The 19044-nt window shown below is 33.1% G+C and carries 13 protein-coding genes; 10 read left to right on the top strand and 3 right to left on the bottom strand.

What is annotated here, in order from left to right; all coding sequences use genetic code 11:
• Positions 1–307: 307 nt before the first annotated feature.
• Both GM3709_RS03775 and GM3709_RS03770 read left to right on the top strand, forming a co-directional pair.
• On the top strand, positions 308–1693 hold the full coding sequence (locus tag GM3709_RS03775) for a flavin monoamine oxidase family protein (protein WP_066116433.1): 1386 nt from the start codon (positions 308–310) through the stop codon (positions 1691–1693).
• 133 nt (positions 1694–1826) lie between these two features.
• Positions 1827–2666 carry an IS5 family transposase gene (locus GM3709_RS03770; RefSeq protein ID WP_082712913.1) on the top strand — a complete coding sequence of 280 codons (840 nt, stop codon included), beginning with the start codon at positions 1827–1829 and terminating at the stop codon, positions 2664–2666.
• Positions 2667–2927: 261 nt separating this feature from the next.
• On the opposite strand, the gene GM3709_RS03765 is transcribed toward GM3709_RS03770, so the two are convergent.
• The gene (locus tag GM3709_RS03765) at positions 2928–4655 is read right to left on the bottom strand and encodes a diflavin flavoprotein (RefSeq protein ID WP_066116431.1); all 1728 of its coding nucleotides are present in this window, start codon (positions 4653–4655) and stop codon (positions 2928–2930) included.
• A 324-nt stretch (positions 4656–4979) separates the two neighbouring features.
• Here GM3709_RS03765 and GM3709_RS03760 point away from each other — a divergent pair, with 324 nt between their 5' ends.
• From GM3709_RS03760 to GM3709_RS03725, 8 genes are all read left to right on the top strand, one after another.
• The gene (locus tag GM3709_RS03760) at positions 4980–6245 is read left to right on the top strand and encodes an IS701 family transposase (RefSeq protein ID WP_066115324.1); all 1266 of its coding nucleotides are present in this window, start codon (positions 4980–4982) and stop codon (positions 6243–6245) included.
• A 379-nt stretch (positions 6246–6624) separates the two neighbouring features.
• Positions 6625–10449 carry a magnesium chelatase subunit H gene (bchH, locus tag GM3709_RS03755; protein WP_066116429.1) on the top strand — a complete coding sequence of 1275 codons (3825 nt, stop codon included), beginning with the start codon at positions 6625–6627 and terminating at the stop codon, positions 10447–10449.
• Between the two features lie 71 nt (positions 10450–10520).
• Positions 10521–11354 carry a hypothetical protein gene (locus tag GM3709_RS03750; protein ID WP_066116427.1) on the top strand — a complete coding sequence of 278 codons (834 nt, stop codon included), beginning with the start codon at positions 10521–10523 and terminating at the stop codon, positions 11352–11354.
• A 354-nt stretch (positions 11355–11708) separates the two neighbouring features.
• Complete coding sequence (locus GM3709_RS03745; RefSeq protein ID WP_066116425.1) at positions 11709–13076, top strand: Fic family protein; 1368 nt, start codon at positions 11709–11711, stop codon at positions 13074–13076.
• Between the two features lie 62 nt (positions 13077–13138).
• A complete protein-coding gene (locus GM3709_RS03740; RefSeq protein ID WP_066116423.1) occupies positions 13139–13390 on the top strand; it encodes a DUF433 domain-containing protein in 252 nt (83 codons plus the stop codon).
• Positions 13387–13758 carry a DUF5615 family PIN-like protein gene (locus GM3709_RS03735; protein ID WP_066116421.1) on the top strand — a complete coding sequence of 124 codons (372 nt, stop codon included), beginning with the start codon at positions 13387–13389 and terminating at the stop codon, positions 13756–13758. Before GM3709_RS03740 ends, GM3709_RS03735 begins: the two co-directional genes overlap by 4 nt.
• Entirely contained in the window at positions 13759–14796 is a 1038-nt protein-coding gene (locus GM3709_RS03730; RefSeq protein ID WP_066116419.1) for a DNA cytosine methyltransferase, read from the top strand. It abuts the gene before it with no gap.
• Positions 14797–15312: 516 nt separating this feature from the next.
• Positions 15313–15954 (top strand): COP23 domain-containing protein, encoded by a 642-nt coding sequence (locus GM3709_RS03725; protein WP_066116417.1) that lies wholly within the window; start codon positions 15313–15315, stop codon positions 15952–15954.
• A gap of 66 nt (positions 15955–16020) precedes the next feature.
• Here the strand turns inward: GM3709_RS03725 and GM3709_RS03720 are convergent, their stop codons facing one another.
• Positions 16021–17544 carry a hypothetical protein gene (locus GM3709_RS03720; protein WP_066116415.1) on the bottom strand — a complete coding sequence of 508 codons (1524 nt, stop codon included), beginning with the start codon at positions 17542–17544 and terminating at the stop codon, positions 16021–16023.
• A gap of 18 nt (positions 17545–17562) precedes the next feature.
• Positions 17563–18825, bottom strand: coding sequence for an ABC transporter ATP-binding protein (locus tag GM3709_RS03715; RefSeq protein ID WP_066116414.1), 1263 nt, complete (start codon positions 18823–18825; stop codon positions 17563–17565).
• Positions 18826–19044 lie beyond the last annotated feature (219 nt).

The following is a 19044-nucleotide window of genomic DNA, read 5'->3' as shown; positions in this document are numbered from 1 at the left end:
ATCATTTTTTAGCTTTTTCAGGCTTTTGCAAAAATAGTTTTTTTCCCTATAAAAATACCTGAGTTCGAGGAAAAATCCTTGATATAGGTAGGTTTTAGGTTCTAAAAATACCAAATCTGATTAAATTATTTAATTAAATTAATCTAAGTAAAATCAATTGTTAACAGTTTTTCATCAATTATTTACCTAATACCTAATAAGTAATATTTATTGCTACTTGCATATTTTGCATTGAACTGAGGTAAAAATAGGCGTGTTAGCTCTTGTTGATGGTTATAATGAGCTAAATTCTATCTAAAAAATTTTTATGTCTCAAAAAGAAGCCATGATATATGACTGTATTATTATCGGTTCTGGACTATCTGGACTAATAGCCGCTCGTAATTTATCTCGTTCTAATCATACTGTTTTAGTCATTGAAGCTCAACAAAGAATTGGGGGGCGGATGTACGGTGAATACTTACCGTCAGGACAATGGATTGATCGAGGTGGCCAATGGGTTGGGCCGACTCAAGATCGTTTTCTTGCCCTATTAGATGAATATGAAATACGCCGTTTTCCCACTTATTCAGAAGGACAAAAAGTTCTGATTTTTGAAGGGAAACGTTACGAATTTAATGGTTTTTTTCAAGGTGTGCCAGAAGGAGAAGCCCCTCCCATTAGTGAGGAAGAATGGAGCGATGCCATGAAAGCATGGAAATCTTTTGATGCTCTTGCTCAAGCTTTACCTAATGGACATCCTACTAGCAATGCTCACAATAAAAAACTAGATAGTCAAACCTTCGCTCAATGGATTGAAGAAAATACTCATACCGCTTTCGGACATTGGTATTTTTCTTATATGTCTCGTGCAGTGGGTTTCTTAGGCCCTGCAGAGCCTCATCAAGTTTCCCTTTTACACGTTCTTTGGGGACATAAATGTGCTTCTCAGGCAGAACATCCCGAAGCAGAACTTTTACATGGAGGTGCTGGACAAATTCCCGAAAAAATAGCCCAAGAATTAGGGGATTGCATTCGTGTAGGTGAACCGGTGATAGGCATTTCTCAGAACTCAGAAGGTGTTAAAGTTCAAACTACCAAAGGACAATTTACAGGTAAGTACGCTATTGTCGCCACGCCTCCTCACTTAGCCGGTCGAATTATCTATGATCCTCCCATGCCTTCTTTACGGGAACAACTGACTCAACGAGTCCCGATGGGATCTTGTGCTAAACTTTTAATCTCTTACGATCGACCTTTCTGGAGAGAAAAAGGTTTTGCAGGGATTGGTTTGGGTAATTGTAAATGGATTGAGCTATGTGCTGATAGTTCAGATCCTGAAACTGGTGTGGGGGTAATAGCTTCTTTTGTTGTCGGCGATCGATATAAAGATTGGTCATTGATGAATGCAGACGATCGTCGTTTGGGTGTTCTTTCCGATTTAGCAATGTTTTTCGGTGATGAAGCCTTGTCTCCAGCTACCTATGATGAAGTTAACTGGCCGGGAGAGCCTTGGGTAGGAGGAGGATATGCCGCTTTTATGCCTCCGGGAGTATGGACAACTTTTGGTGAAGCCCTCACTGCTCCTGTGGGACGTATTCATTGGGCGGGAACAGAAATAGCCGAGCGTTGGGGAGGTTTTTTTGATGGTGCAGTGCGTACTGGAGAATCTGCCGCCGAAGAAATAATTAAGCTATTAGCAAAGGTTAGTTAAGAATTAGGAGTTAGGAGTTCGCTGTTTCTCTTTGTTTCATCAGACCTCTTGCAAAATTAAATACGAGATAGGATTAACCAGAATAATCTATAATTTTGGGCGATGGAGGATACCTTAAGTATAAGATTTAATTATGAAACTTGAGAGAATAAAAAAATTAAAGCCAGAAAAGTTTAAAAGGAGATTTGGAGTAAAAAAAGAAACCTATAATCTTTTAGTAGAAATAGTCAAAAAAGAACAAAACAATCACAAAAGAGGAAGGAAAAGCAAATTAACAGTGTCCGAGCAGATTTTAGTAACCTTGGAATATTTGAGAGAATATCGAACTTATTTTCACATATCAGAGTACTGGAATATCTCAGAATCAACGGTTTGTAGAACAGTTCATAAAATTGAAAAAATCTTGCTCAAATCAGGTTATTTTTCCCTAGGTGGTAAAAAAGAATTGATAAAAAAAGAGAATGAAATTAAGGCAGTATTAATAGATGTTACTGAAATAGCAATCGAAAGACCAAAAAAAAGACAAAAAATTTACTATAGTGGCAAAAAGAAGGAACATACATTTAAAGCACAATTAGTAGTTAATAAAGATACCTTGGAAATAATTTGTTATGTAAATGGACGAGGAAGAGAACATGATTTTAAAATTTTTAAAAACAGTAGATTACCATTAAGTGAAAAAATAAAGTGTTTAGTAGACAAAGGTTATCAAGGTATAGAAAAAATTCATAAATTAAGCGAAATACCAAAAAAGAAAACAAAAAAAAGAAAGTTAACCCAAGAAGAAAAAAGAAAAAATAGAGAGTTAAATCGACAAAGAATCGTAATTGAACATGTAAATAGAAAACTTAAAATATTTAGAATACTATCAGAAAAATATAGAAATAAAAGAAAAAGATTTGGGTTAAGATTCAACTTAATTGCGGGAATTTATAACTATGAAATAGTGAAAAAAGACATAGCTATTATTTAAGAACTATATTAAAGAATCCAGTAAATTAATTTGTGTATTTTATCGCCAATGGGTATTTACTTTCCTAGGTTGAGAATTATATAAGCAAGAATTATGATTAACTGTATAAAGGCACTTATTTTCTTTAATTAAATTAAAGGCGATTGCTAATATTTTGTCTTATCCTATCATCTTTTTATGTTCATTATAATTTTGCAAGAGATCTATCATAAAAAACCCAAATAAAATGTAGAGTGGGCAATGCCCACATTTTCAAGTAAATTAATAATAATTACCGACTTTACGGTGATGTACTGCTGTTAAAGCATCGGGTTTTGATACTCGTCCGTTGGTAACTTTACTATATACTACCCAATGATCGCCACAATCCATACGACTGATGACCTCACATTCAAGATAGGCTAAAGCATCGATTAAAATAGGTGATCCATTGGTGGCTATTTGAGTTTTAACACCCTCAAAACGATCGGCACCGGGGGGGAATCGTTTTAGAAAATGTTTCATCAGTGGTTGATATTTGCCTTCCTCAAGGATGTTTAAGACAAAAGTATCATCTACTTGTAATAAAGACTCGATCGCCCTGTCTTTGGCAACGGCAACAGTAAATCCCGGTGGCTCGAAACTAGCTTGTGTTACCCATGAAGCCAACATCGCGCCCTTCGCTTCTCCTTTTTGAGCAGTGATAATATATAAACCACCACTGATACGCCCGATCGCTTTATCTAAATCGCTATTAAGGGATTTTCTTTGCTGAATACTGGTTTTTTTGGTCAAAATCTGCCCTAAGTCAACTCCCGATTCTTCACATAATTGATAAATATTCTCGTGGGGAGTATCTTTGATGCGGATAGGTGCAAAAGCGGAAGTTAATCCTAAATCTTGTAACTTTCTTGCAAGAGGATCGATCGGTTCATCGTCACCGCCGTAGGATTCATATAAACCCACAGTTTGTTTACTATTGACACAAGCCAAAATTGCTCCCATTTTATTACTAATTTGTGCAACGGGATTATCCGTTAAAGGGGGCATTCCTAAAACGATACCTGCGGATTTGCCCACAATTTCTGGGATTTCGTGAATATCTGTGCCATTAATATCAATCATTTCCACTGCTATCCCTGTTTTGGTAATACCTTTAGCAATGGCTTGGGAAAGTCGATCGCTATAACCATAATCAGATATATAGAATACTGCAACGGTTTTTTCTCCCTTACTTTGCTCATTACTCCACCGTTGATAACGATCGAGTAATTCCTTCACATTATGCTTTAAAATAGGGCCATGACCATTAGCCACTAAAGAAATTTCTCCTAATTCCTCCATGCGCTTCATAGCAGATAATACCGATCGAGCATTAGGTGCCATCAAGCATTCATAATAGAAACGATAGTCTGGGGAAATGTCCGCTAGATGTTCATCATACAAAGCCGCACTACAGTAGTGCATCCCAAAAGCATCACAGGTAAAAAGAGTTTCTGTACCGTGATCATAACTGAAAATAGTGTCAGGCCAATGTAAGTTGGGAGCATTAATAAATTCTATGATATGACCATTACCCAAATCAAGTCGATCGCCATTTTTGACTACTTGTCGTTTAAAATCAACATGGACAAATCCTTCTAAAAATTGAATCGCTACTTTTGAAGCCACTACCGTGATATGGGGAGCAATTTCTAACAAATCCTTCACTAATCCACTATGATCAGGTTCAGTATGGGAGATGATAAGATAATCTATTTCTTGAGGATTGATCACTTCATGGAGTCGATCGAAATATAATTGTTTAAATTTGAGATGAGAAGTATCAACTAAAGCCTTTTTCTCTCCTTTAATTACATAAGAGTTATAAGTAGTACCATTTTGTAGTCCAAATTCAATATCAAAGCGATCGCGATCCCAATCCAAAGAACGAATAGTCGTAGTATCTGGGGCAATAACTTCTACTTGAGTTGTAAGACGCTGAGTCGTTTTAATGGGAGTTGTCACCATAACATTATTTCCCCTATATTTATTTTCTTATTCTCCTATTATAAGTTTTTGAGTAAAAATACTTGAAAATCTTAAATTTAATTCTTCAATCACTCTGATAAGATATTTTTTTTGATCGAGTATTAACCTTATTTAACTTGTAAATTATATTAAAATATATAGACTATACATAATTTATACACAACCAAAAATTAAAGAGCTAAACTTATCGATCAAATCAATTTAATTGATTGTATTTACTTTAATCACTTATTATCGGTACTTAGACAAAACAATAACAACAATTAAGCTATAATTTTTACATCATATTGCTTTTAGGTCAAAATGAAAGAAATTACTTCTTCATCAATGCCCCCATGTTTCAATCGCTGGTGTGAAAAAATAGACCCAGTCTTAAAAACAAAGGCACAAAAACGAGAGTTTAGAAATTATTTGGGCGGTTTATTAGGAGATTCTCAAAGAAAAAATATAACTCAAATTGCCCATAATAATCTTGATATTACTTATCATAAATTACACCATTTCTTAACAGAGTCCACTTGGAATTATGATGAGGTAAATGATAAAAGATTAGAAATTATTGCATCCTGTCGTCAAACAAAAATTAGTCGATGTTTCTCCTTAATTATAGACGATTCAGGTCATCGTAAAAGTGGAAACTTTACTGACTGTGTGGGAAGACAATATATTGGTGAAATTGGCAAAACTGATAATGGTAATGTTATAGTCACTACTCACATTTATGATGGTGTGAGAAGTTTTCCTTTAGACGTTGAATTATATGAAAAAGCCGAAAATTTCCCTGAAGGAAAAGACGCTCCACAATTTCAGAAAAAACCAGACATTGCCTTTAATTTAATTGAAAAATGTTTAAATCGAAATTATTGTCCCCAAATAATTTTAATGGATGGTGGTTATGGAAACAATACTAATTTATTAGGCAAACTAGAAAAAAAGAATTTAAAATATATAGGAATTATTGCTAAAAATAGATTAGTAAAATTGGTAAAACAAGATTTTATCGAGTCTGAAAAAACCATAGCTGAAATAGCAAAATCATTACCCCAAGATAGTTTTGAAAAAATAAGAATAGGAAAAAATCGAGAAAAAACTCTTTGGGTAGCAACGATAAATATTGAATTATCAGCTTTGTCGGGAATAAAAACTGTAGCTATCGTCATGAATGCAGATACTTTTGAAAATTCCACAGATATTGATTATTTAATGACTAATGAAATAGGAGAAAAAGTGTGTGGAAATTGGATAGTAGAAACTTATACACAAAGAAATTGGATAGAAGTATTTTACCGTGAAATCAAGGGATGGTTAGGGTTATCACAATACCAAGTGAGAAATAAAAGAAGTTTAATGAGACATTTTATCTTGGTATTTTGTGCCTACACTTTTATTCAATGGCATCGTTTGACAGGAGGTTTAAGAAGACAATGGGGGAATAAACCGTTAAATACTTTTGCTGAGGCATTGGAAGCGTTTCGTAATGCTGTGTCTTTTCGCTTTTTTCAATGGTTAAAAGACAATGTGGAAGTATTTAGTTTATATAAAGCTAGTTTAGGGTTTATTTGGGCATAATTTTTGTCTAAGTACCGTTATTACTATTTTTGGTTAATTAGCAACTTTTTACTTAATCAAATTAAATTTAATTTTTATCTATTTATCAAATTATAATTTTTAGAAAATTGATTCATTCTTATCTTGTTATTTTTAGAAAAAAATGTTATAATTAAAAGATAAAAATAAAGCCACCTTTTCTTGAGCCGTAGCGCTCCGGGAGGGGTGGTTTGTCCATTTTTTGAAACTTCATGGTAAGATTTTTATCACTCATAAAGACGCAAAGGGTTTTGATTATTTGTCGGTTATCCTCATGAGATTATGAAGTTAAGTTTTTCATCACTTGTTAGAATGTTTACATTACTTAACAAAAAAAAAGATTCTTGAAAAGGCAAAGATGATGAAACGCATAGTTTTAATTACAGGATTTGAAACCTTCAACACTGGTTTATATCTTCAATCAGCAAATCTCGCTACATCAAGGTGTGACAATTTAGAAGTAATCGTCTTCAGTGATGAGAATATCAACACCGAAAAAGAAAAGGTTGAATCCGCCTTAAAAACTGCTGACGTTTTTTTTGCTAGTCTCATTTTTGATTATGATCAAGTAATGTGGTTGAGGGAAAAAGTAAGTAATATTCCCATTCGTTTAGTTTTCGAGTCGGCTTTAGAGTTGATGAGTTTGACTCAAATAGGCAAATTTGCCATCGGTGATAAACCAAAAGGGATCCCTAAACCTGTACAATTCATCTTGAGTAAGTTTACCAATAGCAAAGAAGAAGATAAACTTGCAGGATATATCAGCTTCTTAAAAACAGGACCTAAATTATTAAAATACATTCCCGTCAAAAAAGTCCAAGATTTACGCAACTGGTTGATTATTTACGGTTATTGGAATGCAGGAGGGGTTGATAATGTTGCCTCTATGTGTTGGTATTTAGCGGAAAATTATCTCGGTTTAAAGGTATCGGAAATTCCTCCCGTCATCGAAACTCCTAATATGGGTTTACTTCATCCTGACTATGAGGGTTATTTCACTTCTCCTAGTGAGTATTTGAGTTGGTATCAAGGGAAGATGGGGGGAAAGGTGGATAGGGAGATAGGGGGAGAAAGTAGTAAAACGTTGTTGCCAACAGTGGGGGTTTTGTTATATCGTAAGCACGTTATCAGTAAACTACCTTATATTCCTCAACTTATCCGTTACTTTGAAGAAGCAGGATTGATTCCCCTTCCCATTTTCATTAATGGAGTAGAAGGTCATGTGGCTGTAAGAGATTGGATGACAACAGATTATGAACAAGAAAAACGTAGTCAGGGTATTAATGAAACTCCCTCGTTATCAAAAGATGCGGTAAAGGTAGATGCGATCGTATCTACTATTGGATTTCCTTTGGTGGGTGGCCCTGCTGGTAGTATGGAGGGTGGCAGACAGGTAGAAGTGGCAAAACGTATCTTAACGGCGAAAAACATTCCCTACATTGTCGCCGCGCCTTTGTTAATCCAAGATATTCACTCATGGGTAAGAAAGGGTATCGGTGGTTTGCAAAGTGTGGTATTATACGCTTTACCTGAGTTAGATGGTTCGATCGATACCGTGCCATTGGGTGGTTTAGTGGGAGAAGATATATACCTTATTCCTGAAAGAGTGAAGCGTCTCACTGGTAGAGTTAATAACTGGATTAAGTTAAGAAGAAAGGAGAAGTTCGATCGAAAAGTTGCTATTATTTTATATGGTTTCCCTCCCGGTTACGGTGCTACTGGCACAGCCGCATTATTAAATGTGCCTAAATCTTTGCAAAAATTACTAACAGCATTGAAGGAAGAAGGTTATAACGTTGATAATATTCCCGAAAACGGCGAGGAAATTCTTAAACAAGTCAAAACTGCCGATGATTTTATCTCCTATTCAGGAAAGGCAGAAGGCAGAAGGCAGAAGGCAGAAGGTAATTTAACTATTGACAAGTCACTATTAACTATTAACTCTAATACTGTTGATGTGAAGACCCTCGATCGATGGTTAGGGTATATACTAATAAATAAAATCCAAAAACAATGGGGAAATCTTACTCAAACAGGCATAAAAACCATCGGTGACAAATTCCAAATCGGCGGTATTCAATTGGGTAACGTCTGGATTGGAGTACAACCTCCTCTCGGTATAGCGGGAGATCCCATGAGGCTTATGTTTGAAAAGGATTTAACACCCCATCCCCAATACACAGCTTTTTATAAATGGTTGCAAAATGACTTTCAAGCCGATGCGATTATACACTTCGGAATGCACGGCACAGTAGAATGGTTGCCGGGTAATCCTCTTGGTAATACGGGATACTCGTGGTCAGATGTACTATTGGGCGATATTCCTAACCTCTACATTTACGCCGCCAATAATCCCTCAGAATCCATGTTGGCAAAAAGACGGGGTTATGGTGTGATTATCTCTCATAATGTACCTCCTTACGGTAGGGCAGGGTTATATAAAGAGTTAATGGCATTAAAAGAGTTAATTAACGAGTATCGAGAAGATACAGAGAAAAATCAGCCATTAAAAGGGGATATTATCCAAAAAATAGTCGATAGTGGCTTATATAAAGATTGCAAATTTACCGAAGGGGAAAAGCTAGGTATCGAATTTACTGCTGACAATGCCAAGTTATTTAGTAAACAGGCACTTAACGATTATTTTGTCCAAATTTATGACTATTTGCAAATTGTCGAGCAAAGATTATTTTCTTCTGGTTTACACATCTTAGGAGAAAAACCCAATCCAGAGCAACTGCAATCTTACCTTGAGGCTTATTTTAATGATACTTATAGTCAAAAAAACTTCGCCCAAGAGTTAAATAATAGTGATTTATTCGCCAGAGTTGAGAAGAAAGCCGAAAAAGAAGAAGAATTAAAGCAACGTTTTGCACAACAACAGTTAATCAGTGACTTGTTAATGCAAACGGAAGACGAATTGACTAATCTATTAAGAGGTTTAAACGGTGAATATATCCCCCCTGCACCCGGCGGTGATTTACTGCGAGATGGTGCTGGAGTCCTACCTACGGGTCGTAACATCCACGCATTAGATCCCTATCGGATGCCTTCTCAGGGTGCGTATTTAAGAGGTAGGGAGATTGGTAAGAAGATTATTGAGCAAAATTTAGCAGAAAACGGCAGTTATCCTGAAACCGTCGCCCTCATGTTATGGGGTTTAGATGCCATTAAAACTAAGGGGGAGTCGATCGGCATTTTACTAGAATTAGTGGGAGCAGAGCCTGTTAAAGAAGGTACCGGGCGTATAGTAAGATATGAGTTAATGCCATTGGAAAAAGTCGGGCATCCGCGCATCGATGTTTTGGGCAATTTATCGGGGATTTTCCGTGATACTTTTACTAATATTATCGAATTGTTGGATGATTTATTTTACCGTGCTTCTACTGCGGAAGAATCGATCGAAAATAACTTTATTCGCAAACATTATTTAGAATTACAGCAAAAAGGGATCGATAACCCCTCCGCACGACTATTTTCTAATCCTAGCGGTGATTTTGGCTCGTTAGTAAACGATCGAGTGGTGGATGGTAACTGGGATTCAGGAGATGAATTAGCGGATACATGGAAAAGTCGCAATGTTTTCAGCTACGGTAGAAAGGATAAAGGGCAAACCCGCCCCGAAATTTTAGATAAACTATTAGAAACTAGCGCTACGGTGGTGCAGGAAATCGATTCTGTTGAATATGGTTTGACGGATATTCAAGAATATTATGCTAACACAGGAGGCTTGAAGCGATCGGCGGAAAAACAAAGCAGTAAGAAGGTAACGGCTAGTTTTGTGGAAAGTTTCTCTCAGGATACCACTCCCCGCAAATTAGACCAAGTTTTGCGCATGGAATACCGCACTAAATTACTTAACCCCAAATGGGCGAAAGCTATGGCTGATCAGGGTTCTGGTGGTGCTTACGAAATCTCTCAACGGATGACGGCTTTAATTGGTTGGGGAGGAGTAGCGGATTTTACCGATAATTGGGTATATGATCAAGCGGTTGATACTTATGTATTAGATCAAGACATGGCGAATAAGTTAAGGGAAGCGAATCCCGAAGCCTTCCGCAATATTGTAGGGCGGATGTTGGAGGCGAATGGGCGCGGTTTTTGGGATGCAGATGAGGAGAAGTTAGATAAACTTAAAGATTTATACGAGAAAACTGAGGATGAATTAGAGGGAGTTGCTGTTTAGAGAAATACACAAAAAATTATATATGGTCTATAATAAAAACAGTTCATATATACTTATAGTTAATTTAAACAATGACTAAAATTAGAATTTCTGGGTTACGTAATGATTTAGAGAAGATTGAGCAATTAATAAAAGAAAATTATAAAGAGAGTAATATTAAAATAAATACTACTATTAGTGAATATAGAGCGGATAGTATTGATATACAGCAAATTTTGCCAGTACTTCGATGTAGCTTTTATGGAGCAGGCACAGTGGCTCAGATAATGAGTATTGTGCTTTCTATAATTAAAATACAGGAAGCTAAAATTAACATACAAGAAATGATTCGCAAAAAAGATGTATGTGAATCTGATAAAACCACAATTTCTTTAAATATAAGCAGTAGTGACGGTGAGCAAATAAATCTCAACATTCCATCAAACATAACAAAAGCAGAAAAGAAAAAATGTATAAAATTAGTTGAAAATCTAACTGATAAGATTTTAGTACATAAAAAAACACTTCTTCTTCAAGAAGATCTAGAAAAAACACAACAATTGATGATAATTAAATCATTATTATTTGATTTAAAAAATCGTCTTAAAAATATTAGAAAACTGATTCATTTAGAATATGAATTAAAAGAGCAATCAATCGTCATCTATGAAATCAAATTGGAGCAAATCAATTTACTTGATTTTCTTTTATTTTCTAAAACACAAAGTAACTATTTAGTTATAGAAGAAGTTAAACATTGTCAAGAGATTTTTGGTTCTTTAGAAAAAGAAAACTTGTTTGCTTTTATTGAAATATCTAATCAAATTAAAATCATAGATAATATAGGATATGTTCGTTATGAAGTAGAAAAACTTAATGTTTTTGATAAATTTAAAAAAGAAATTCTATCTTTGATTTCTGAATAAATAATGATCTTTCTCGTGTAGGTTAATTAATATCAGTGAACTGGCTTATGTGATATTTAATATTCTGTAATGTCAGCATCAGGATTTACAAAACTAAAGAATATTCACGATAGTTGTTGATAATGCTTTGGTTTTTCTTATGAATAATCTAAATTATTTGATAATCAACGAATACATGAGAAGAAAAAATCTTGTTAATCCTTGAATCCTGTCTTATCCTCATACAAACAGTGGATGAATTATCATCTTTCATCGATCGATATTGTAGCCTAAAATCAATTTAACAAAATTACGTTTTCTTTCCCTATAATTAAAATAAACTCAAAAATCAAAAATTTAGTTTATGTGGTTGTAATGGGAAAAATTAGAAAGCCAAAATCAGTATCTCAACTTTTAAAGAATATTAATAATGGAATAAAATATAACGAGTTTTTCTTATTACAATCAGAATATAGATCGATCGATTCTAAAGGAAGATATTTACACTGGGATCAATTTCAATGGAGAGTAAAAAAAGGTGATAATGAAGATTTAGCATGGATTGCGACAAAAATGGCACGGGCTTCCATTGCTAAAAAATTACCATTACAAGCAGAAAAAGATACTGTATTTCATTATTGTGTACCTGAATCATTATTTGCTCAACTCCATAAAATCGATAAATTAACAGGAGGAGGAAAAGATATTAGTGATGGTAATTTAGTGACTAAATCAGAAAAAAATCGTTACCTTGTTCAAAGTTTAATACAGGAAGAAGCAATAACTTCTTCTCAACTTGAAGGTGCATCAACCACTCGCACAGTGGCGAAAGAAATGCTTAGTAAAAATCTTCCTCCTCAAGATAAATCACAACAAATGATTTTAAATAATTATCTGTTGATGAAAAAAGTTGTGGAAAAAAAAGATGAGGAATTATCCATAGAATTTATTTTAGAATTGCATAAAATTGCTGTTCATAATGCGATCGAAAATGAAGGTACAGCAGGAGAGTTTAGAAATAATAATAATATTTTTGTTTCTGATTTATATAATGAAAATTCCTTTCACCCTCCAGATTATCAAACCATTGTGGAAAGATTACAAGAACTATGTGAGTTTGCTAATACAATAGATAATAATAGTGATAATTATAGTAATTTTATTCATCCTATTATAAAGGCAATTATTTTACATTTTATGATTGCTTATATTCATCCTTTTGCTGATGGAAATGGTAGAACTGCTAGAGCAATTTTTTATTGGAGTATCCTAAAATCTGGTTATTGGTTATTTGAATATATATCTATTAGTAAATTTATTCAGCAGAAAAGAAATGATTATGATAAAGCCTTTATTTATGTGGAAACAGATGATTTTGATCTTACTTATTTTCTTTACCATCAAGTAGATATAATCATTAAAGCCATTAATTCTTTATATGAATATATAGACAAGAAAAAAACTGAATTTTATGAATTTATGGACTGGATTGATAATAGTATTGTTGCCAAAACATTAAATAAAAATCACCTAGAAATTTTAAAACAAGCCTTAAAAAATATCGGTAAAGAATTTACTGCTCAACAAGTCGCTAATGATTTAGGTTTAACACCAAATACAGCTAGAAATTATCTTAATCAATTAGTTGAAAAAGATTTATTTTTAGCGACTAAAGCAAGAAAAGGTAAAACAATTATTTATGTTGCTCGTGATAATTTAAAAACACGATTGAAAATATCTTAGTGGCGATCGAGCAAATAGATAATGCCATACAATAAAATTAAGATACAAAAATCAAATAAAAGATGATAGAAAATACAAAAGTTATCTTAGGAAGAATCACCTTTAACCCTGAAATCATGGGAGGAAGGGCTTGTATTCGAGGAATGCGCATTACAGTTGCTTTAGTGTTAAAATTGTTAGCCAGTGATATGACGATCGATGAAATTTTAACAGAGTATCCTGATTTAGAATTAGAGGATATTCAAGCCTCCCTTAACTATGCCGCTTTATTAGCAGATGAAAAAGTTTACTCTTTTGAGGAAAAAGTGGCATGAAATTTTTAGGTGATATGGGAGTTTCTCAAACTGTAATCAATACTCTGCGAAATTATGGTTATGATGCCATACATCTTAGAGATGAAAAATTACAAAAACTCTCTGATGAAAATATTATTGTCAAGGCCAAGGAAGAAAGAAGGATAATTTTAACTTTCGATTTGGATTTTGGGGAATTGTTAGCTTTTAGTGGTGATTCTTTGCCAAGTGTGATTATTTTTAGATTAGAAAAAGCAAATCCTGATTATGTTTTATCTAAATTAAATCCTGTTTTACAAGAATGTCAAAATATCCTAGAAAATGGGGCAATTATTACTATCAAAGATAAGAATTATCGTGTGCGATATTTACCTGTTAAAAATGAATAAATGAAAGTTTTAAAAGATGTAAAATTTAGTGATTTATTCGCAGGAATTGGCGGTTTTCATCAAGCATTAAGTTACTATGGTGCTAAGTGTGTTTTTGCTTCTGAATGGGATAAATATTGTCAGGAAATTTACTTAAAAAATTACGGTATTTTACCTGAAGGAGATATAACAATAATTCCCGAAAAAGAAATTCCTAGTCATGATATTTTGTGTGCTGGTTTTCCTTGTCAAGCTTTTAGTATTTCAGGAAAACAATTAGGATTTAATGATACTAGGGGTACATTATTTTTTGATATTGTGAGAATTGCTAAATATCATCAACCGTCGTTATTAATCTTAGAAAATGTGAAAAATTTTGCTAAACATGATGAGGGAAAAACCTTAAAAGTTGTTAAAAATAGTTTAAATGAAATTGGTTATGATGTTTTTTATCAAGTCTTAAATGCTTCTAATTTTGGTGTACCTCAAAAGCGAGAAAGAATCTATATTTTAGGTTTTAGAAAAGATTTAAAGGTTAAAAAGTTTACTTTTCCTAATAGTTATAGTAAGGCAACCAGTTTAATAGACTTTTGTTTAGATGACTCAGAAACTAAGGATTTTATTATTAATAGAAGTGATATAAAAATTCAAGAAAATTTAGAGATAACTAGAGATATTTTAGGTAATTATCCACAAAAACCGATTAGAATCGGCACGATTAATAAGGGTGGACAGGGTGAAAGAATTTATCATCAACTTGGTCATGCTATCACATTATCTGCTTATGGTGGCGGTATTGGTGCAAAAACTGGTATTTATTTAATTAATGGTAAAATCAGGAAATTAGCACCGAGAGAATGTGCTAGAATTATGGGTTTTCCTGATGATTTTATTATTAGTAATAGCAATAATATTGCTTATAAACAATTCGGGAATAGTGTAGTTGTTAATGTATTAAAATCCATTTTGCAGACTATTAATAGTCAAACTGATCTTTTATACATACCCAATGAGACTAATATTTTGACTTCTAAATTATTTTGGAAAGGTATTCCTTAATTAACTCATTTTTATTGAGGTGATGTAGTAAATATCAATCATACTTTACATTATATTATGGACTCAACTTACAACTTCTATAATTCTCACAAAAATATAGCAGTCGTCATAATACGATTGACATTTTGAGATTCTTATTTTCAGTCAATTTGTGGATGCAAATTCAATCAAGGTGAAGAAGTAAGTTAAATGCGTCTTAGCTTAACGATCGATGTTGGAGAATTTAGACATACAATAGTATTTAGTAAAACATACTATCTTAGTTTAATGAAATCATAAATAAGTTTCGATCGATTATGATTAAAAAAATAAATGATTTGGAAGAATAAAAAAATTTATAACGAAATATTATTAAAAATAATCCCTTTTCTTTCTTGGCTTTTTGATTAATTTTTTACATTGACTTATTTGGAATTGTTATACTATTTTTAATGTGCAAAAAATAATAATAGTACACAAAAATAAAATCAAGTATAATTACGTAAGTAAGTTTGAAAAATTAAAAGGGGTTAGTGTATGAATATTCATTTTATCAACAGATTATTGATTTTCAGTGGATTATTTTGGGTAGGAATAACAAACACTATTCAAGCACAAGGAGCTAAAAATACCTATAAATGTATTAATAATCAAGGTATTCCCACCACTATAGTTGATACTCCGAGAGGAAGAATACAGCTAATTACTTGGCAAAGTGAATTTTTTCGCAATTCAGGGTGGACACCTCAAAAAAGATGTCAAGAAGTAACCACCAGATTTCAAAAATTTTCTGATAGTGGAAAATTAAAATTTGTAACTACTGGAGTTCAAAAAAACTTGCCTGTAATTTGCGTAGGTCAAAAGTTCCCCGGAAAAGGATATACTTGTATTAAAGATGGATTGTTGATTACCTTACAGTCAAGTGACAACTCTAACGAAATTTTAAAAAGTCTTTTTAGTAATGCCGCCAGAGTAGGTGGTACGCCTGTAAGTAGAGATCCAGAGGGGAAATTTGTAGTTCCTATAGATGATTTCTTACAGACAGCAGAAGTGACGGAAAATACCGACAATCCCAAGGAAGGAGAAGTTTTGAATAGTAATCCTAATCCCATTCCTTCTTCAGAAACGAAAGAAGAAACTAAGGAAATGAATGTTTGTCCTTCTATTTTATGTAATTAGAGTCAACTTAATAATAATTACAAAACCTTAATTAACTATCTATTCTCTGTTTTTAATTTTTATACTTTATGGACTCCATTGGGGTTTAAATCCTGCGATCGGTAATTCTTGTAATTGCGGTTGTGTTGATTCTGGAGAAGGTAATGTTAATAACCACAATCGACTGCTTAGAATTAATTCGGCGGAATCGGTGAGTAAATCATCATCAGGTAAGGCAGTTTTTAAGGAGTTTTGAGGAACATCATTTTCTGTTATTAATTGATCAAATAATATTCCAAATCCGTCGGGTGCAATGCTTATTTTCATATCCTGAAATTTAGGCAACGCTACTAAAGGAATTATCTCTCCTGAGTTAATATCGATCGCTACAAAATAAGGTTTTTCTTGAAATTCAGTTTCAGTTTCTGTTAACTTCGTTAATAAACAAAATAATTGTTTCCCATTTTGATTAAATTTACAATCAATAATTGAGCCATCTATGTTTATTAATTCTTTCTCAATGCCTTGATTATTCACATAAAATAACGATCGAGTATAACGTAATTCAGAATCATCTTTATTATAATTGATCATCACCGCACTATCACCTTCTGCTGAAAAAGTAACAACTTGCCCATATTTCGGTAAAAAATTAACTGATTGATCATTTTCTTGATTTTCTATCGGTATAATAGCGATTCCTTCTCCTTGAGCAATGGCGATGGCTTGTCTATCTGGAGTTATAATAAAATCTCCACCTTTTGTATTTAGTCTTTGAGGAATTTTTCCAACTTCAACTTTCCACAGATCAAAATCTTCAGGATTATCATATTTTATCCTTTGAACGATGAGAATCTCTCCATTTTTTCCCGCTAAATCAAACTTATTATTCTGATATTCTTCTCCATCTAAAACTAATCTTAATTGAGTTGGTATTTTTGTGGTTAAATCATTAGATAAACCGGTAGAAACTTCATAAATATCTAGTTTTTTGAAATCCTCATGTTTTTTGCTTTCATCAATAGCAGAAAAGACAATTTTTTCAGAGTCAGGAGTGAATTTAAAGTCCACTACTGTTAAATGTTCTGGAGTTAGAATAGTTTTATTTTGTTTTGTAGAATTATTGAGAATTAGTCGTCCACTTTCTTCTTCTTGACTGCCAATATAAGCAAAAGCACGATCTCTACTCTGAAATTCTGCCACAAAAGGTTCTATCTGTGCACCTAAATTACTTCTAAATTTTTCTTGAGCATTTTTGACTGATAAACGATAATTTTTACCATAGGAAATTACATTATTGAGAGTATAAACTAACCTTTTTCCTGACCAACTTATTTTGCCATCTAAAGGAGGTTCTATTTTTAAATTTTGTTCTACACTTTCTTGAGACATAGGTCGATCGAATGTTAGAGAAAATCCATAATCTTTATTACTTATTTTTTGATTTTCCCAACTAAATTCTTCTACATGAGGTTGATTTTTAAACAAACACTCATTATTCTGACAAAGTTTACTACCACCGACTAAAATTACTATGACAAAACTAAGACTTGCAATCACTGTAAAGCATATTTTATCTATGGGTACTCGAAAAAAAGATGTTTTAATCATAGTATTTTGTGCTTAATTTTAATCGATAAAACTAATATTCTTTTCTTGATAATAGTCAAAGAAACTAACTTTATCTAAGTTTATACTTAAGTTTAATTTATCTCCTATTTTTATTGTCTTATCAGTAAATAATTTTACTTGTAAATTTTGCTGTTTCTCTCCTAGTAAATTTACCGTTAAAATAGACTCATTTCCCAATGCTTCTACAAGATTAACTATCACGGGAATATTATTGTCTAATTCTGGAGATAATATAAAATACTCTGGTCTAATTCCTAACCAAATTTTCTCATAATTATATTGTTTAAAAACATCCTGCCACTTAGAGGATAAAGATAGTTTAAAGTGAGAATGAATAATTAAATCTGGTTTTTGATAGTTTACCTCAAGAAAATTCATGGGAGGACTACCAATAAATTGCGCAACAAATTTATTAATAGGTTGATGATATATTTCTAAAGGAGTGGACACTTGTTGAATTTCTCCTTGATTCATAATTGCAATACGATCGCCCATCGTCATGGCTTCTGTTTGATCATGAGTTACATAAATCGTTGTCACTCCTAACTGTTTTTGTAGTTTAACTATTTGTCCTCGTGTTTCTGTTCTCAATTTAGCATCAAGGTTAGATAAAGGCTCATCCATCAAAAATACATGAGGGTTACGAGCGATCGCTCTTCCTAATGCAACCCGTTGTTTTTGTCCTCCTGATAGTTGTTTTGGCAGACGTTTTAACAAGTGATCGATTTGCAACATTTCAGCAACGATATTGACTTTTTTCTGAATTTCTTTTTCACTTTCGGAAAGATAACACCATTTTTCTGGTAACTTTCTCGTGACGGTAGTCAAAATTTTATCAACTGGAGTAAAGGAGATTTGTTGATTCATCCGCCGTAAGCCAAAGGCAATGTTATCATAAACACTCAGATGAGGATAAAGGGCATAATTTTGGAATACCATCGCTATATCCCTCGCTTTGGGTGGTAAATCATTCACAATGCGATCGCCAATTATAATTTTACCACCACTAATTTCTTCTAATCCAGCAATCAAACGCAATAAAGTACTTTTACCACATCCAGAAGCACCTACTAACACCATAAACTCCCCATCATGAATTTTCAGATTAATTCCTTTTAATACATTCGTTGAAGTTGAAGAATTTTCCTGTATTTCAGGAGAGTTATTGACTCCAGACACTCCCAAAGCAAAAGAGGGAGAAAACTTAGTGCCAGAGGGAGTATAGGTTTTGTAGAGATTGTCGATAATAACCTGTGCCAAAGCGGAATTTACTCTATTTAAACAACAATAAGCAAGGATTATAACAGAAAATTAACAATTAATTACTTAGGAATTTAAAGCCTGAGTTCAATAAAAGAAAATTACTGAAAATCCCAGTAAGCTAAAACCCATAGAAGTTGGATAGTTTAATATTAATCTCAGTCAGTTCCATATAAAATTATCGGTGAAGATAGGCAAAAGGTAAAATAAGAAAAATTG

The sequence above is a fragment of the Geminocystis sp. NIES-3709 genome (assembly GCF_001548115.1).
Lineage (GTDB): Bacteria > Cyanobacteriota > Cyanobacteriia > Cyanobacteriales > Cyanobacteriaceae > Geminocystis.
The sequence above is the reverse complement of the archived record's forward strand: the minus strand, read 5'-3'. Positions and strand labels throughout refer to the sequence as shown.